The 3200-nt window shown below is 47.8% G+C and carries 1 tRNA gene and 1 rRNA gene; both read left to right on the plus strand.

The annotated features are described in order from the left end of the window. Positions 1 to 57: 57 nt before the first annotated feature. Positions 58 to 131: transfer RNA gene (locus tag GJV76_RS15160), tRNA-Ala, on the plus strand. Positions 132 to 248: 117 nt separating this feature from the next. Continuing rightward, positions 249 to 3179: ribosomal RNA gene (locus GJV76_RS15165) — 23S ribosomal RNA — on the plus strand. The last annotated feature ends 21 nt before the right edge of the window (positions 3180 to 3200 follow it).

Consider the following 3200-nt stretch of genomic DNA (forward strand, 5'->3'; position numbering starts at 1 on the left):
AAACTAACCGCCTAAAAGTTACTGTTAACTGTAAGCTGTTAACCAAACACTAGAAACGGGGGATTAGCTCAGCTGGCTAGAGCGCCTGCCTTGCACGCAGGAGGTCATCGGTTCGACTCCGATATTCTCCACAAGGACTAAAGTCCAACCGTTCATTGACATATTGATAAAACTTAACTAACAAAACAGTTAGAAAGAACAAAAAATATAGAAATATATAGAAAGTACGATTCGAAAGAATTGTAAGCACATAAGCAAAATAAGGGCGTATGGGGAATGCCTAGGCTCTCAGAGGCGAAGAAGGACGTGATAAGCTGCGAAAAGCTACGGGGATTGGCACACACGAATTGATCCGTAGATATCCGAATGGGGCAACCCAATATGTTGAAGACATATTATCCTGTATAGGAGGCGAACCCGCTGAACTGAAACATCTAAGTAGGCGGAGGAGAAGAAAACAAAAGTGATTCCGTAAGTAGTGGCGAGCGAACGCGGAATAGCCCAAACCAAAGTTGTTACGGCAATTTTGGGGTTGTAGGACCACGACATTTCTTGCGGCTTGAATTAGAAATACCTGGAAAGGTATACCAAAGAGGGTGACAGTCCCGTATAAGTAAGAAAAGATAAGAATAGTGGTATCCTGAGTAGGTCGGGGCACGTGAAACCCTGATTGAAACTGGCGGGACCATCCGCTAAGGCTAAATACTCCTGAGAGACCGATAGTGAACCAGTACCGTGAGGGAAAGGTGAAAAGAACCGTGAATAACGGAGTGAAAAAGATCCTGAAACCATACGCCTACAAGCGGTCGGAGCCCCTTTGTGGGGTGACGGCGTGCCTTTTGCATAATGAGCCTACGAGTTACCGTTGCTGGCAAGGATAAGGACTTCAGGTCTGGATCNACCGTTGCTGGCAAGGATAAGGACTTCAGGTCTGGATCCGTAGCGAAAGCGAGTCTGAATAGGGCGCTTTAGTCAGTAGTGGTAGACGCGAAACCGTGTGATCTACCCATGGGCAGGTTGAAGTTTAGGTAACACTAAATGGAGGACCGAACCGTTTAACGCTGAAAAGTTTTCGGATGACCTGTGGGTAGGGGTGAAAGGCCAATCAAACTCGGAAATAGCTCGTACTCCCCGAAATGCATTTAGGTGCAGCGATGATCATAGTTACTTAGAGGTAGAGCTACTGATTGGATGCGGGGGCTTCACCGCCTACCAATTCCTGACAAACTCCGAATGCTAATTAATGATAATCATCAGTGAGGGCATGGGTGCTAAGGTCCATGTCCGAGAGGGAAAGAACCCAGACCATCAGCTAAGGTCCCCAAATGTATGCTAAGTTGAAAAAACGCGGTTTGATTGCCCAGACAGCTAGGATGTTGGCTTGGAAGCAGCCATTCATTTAAAGAGTGCGTAACAGCTCACTAGTCGAGCGATCGAGCATGGATAATAATCGGGCATAAGTATACTACCGAAGCTATGGATTTACGTTTTATAACGTGAGTGGTAGGGGAGCATTCTATCGGCAGAGAAGGTGATTTGTGAGAATTGCTGGAGCTTATAGAAAAGAAAATGTAGGCATAAGTAACGATAAGGGGTGCGAGAAACACCCCCGCCGTAAGACTAAGGATTCCTGAGCTATGCTAATCAGCTTAGGGTTAGTCGGGACCTAAGGCACACCCGAAGGGGGACGTCGATGGCCAACGGGTTAATATTCCCGTACTACTTATAACAGTGATGGAGTGACACAGTGATGAAAGCACCGCGAACTGACGGAATAGTTCGTTGAAGCACGTACCTATAGGTTTGATAGTAAAATGCGTCAGACTTGGAGAAATGCGATAGTACTCAGCGTCTACGGACAAAGAGATAGTGTGCCTAAGGGCTGTCAAGAAAAGCTTCTAAACATAGGTTATAAGTACCCGTACCGTAAACCGACACAGGTAGTCGAGGAGAGTATCCTAAGGCGCTCGAGAGATTCATGGCTAAGGAACTAGGCAAAATAGACCTGTAACTTCGGGAGAAAGGTCGCCAGCGCAAGCTGGCCGCAGTGAAGAGGTCCAGGCGACTGTTTATCAAAAACACAGGGCTCTGCAAAATCGTAAGATGACGTATAGGGCCTGACACCTGCCCGGTGCTGGAAGGTTAAGAGGAGATGTTATCGATGAGTAATTGTTGAGAAGCATTGAATTGAAGCCCCAGTAAACGGCGGCCGTAACTATAACGGTCCTAAGGTAGCGAAATTCCTTGTCGGGTAAGTTCCGACCTGCACGAATGGTGTAACGATCTGGACACTGTCTCAGCCATGAGCTCGGTGAAATTGTAGTATCGGTGAAGATGCCGATTACCCGCAGTGGGACGAAAAGACCCTGTGCACCTTTACTATAGCTTAGTATTGTTCTCGGATAAGTGATGTGTAGGATAGGTGGGAGACTGTGAAATGGCGTCGCTAGGCGTTGTGGAGTCATTGTTGAAATACCACCCTTTGCTTATTTGAGATCTAACTCCGCAATTGTGGAGGACATTGCTTGGTGGGTAGTTTGACTGGGGTGGTCGCCTCCAAAAGAGTAACGGAGGCTTCTAAAGGTTCCCTCAGCACGCTTGGTAACCGTGCGTAGAGTGCAATGGTATAAGGGAGCTTGACTGAGAGACTAACAAGTCGACCAGGTACGAAAGTAGAGCATAGTGATCCGGTGGTTCCGCATGGAAGGGCCATCGCTCAAAGGATAAAAGGTACGCCGGGGATAACAGGCTGATCTCCCCCAAGAGCTCATATCGACGGGGGGGTTTGGCACCTCGATGTCGGCTCGTCACATCCTGGGGCTGGAGAAGGTCCCAAGGGTTGGGCTGTTCGCCCATTAAAGTGGCACGCGAGCTGGGTTCAGAACGTCGTGAGACAGTTCGGTCTCTATCTACTGTGGGCGTTAGAAATTTGAGTGGATCTGATTCTAGTACGAGAGGACCGAATTGGACCAACCTCTAGTGCATCTGTTGTCTCGCCAGGGGCATCGCAGAGTAGCTACGTTGGGCAGGGATAAGCGCTGAAAGCATATAAGTGCGAAACCCACCACAAGATGAGATTTCTTTAAAGGGCCGTGGGAGATTACCACGTTGATAGGCTATAGATGTAAAGGCAGTAATGTCATAGTCGAGTAGTACTAATAGCCCGTAAGCTTATGTGAATCTCCCCTTGTTTACATACA

The organism is Myroides albus (genome assembly GCF_009711045.1).
Classification (GTDB): domain Bacteria; phylum Bacteroidota; class Bacteroidia; order Flavobacteriales; family Flavobacteriaceae; genus Flavobacterium; species Flavobacterium album_A.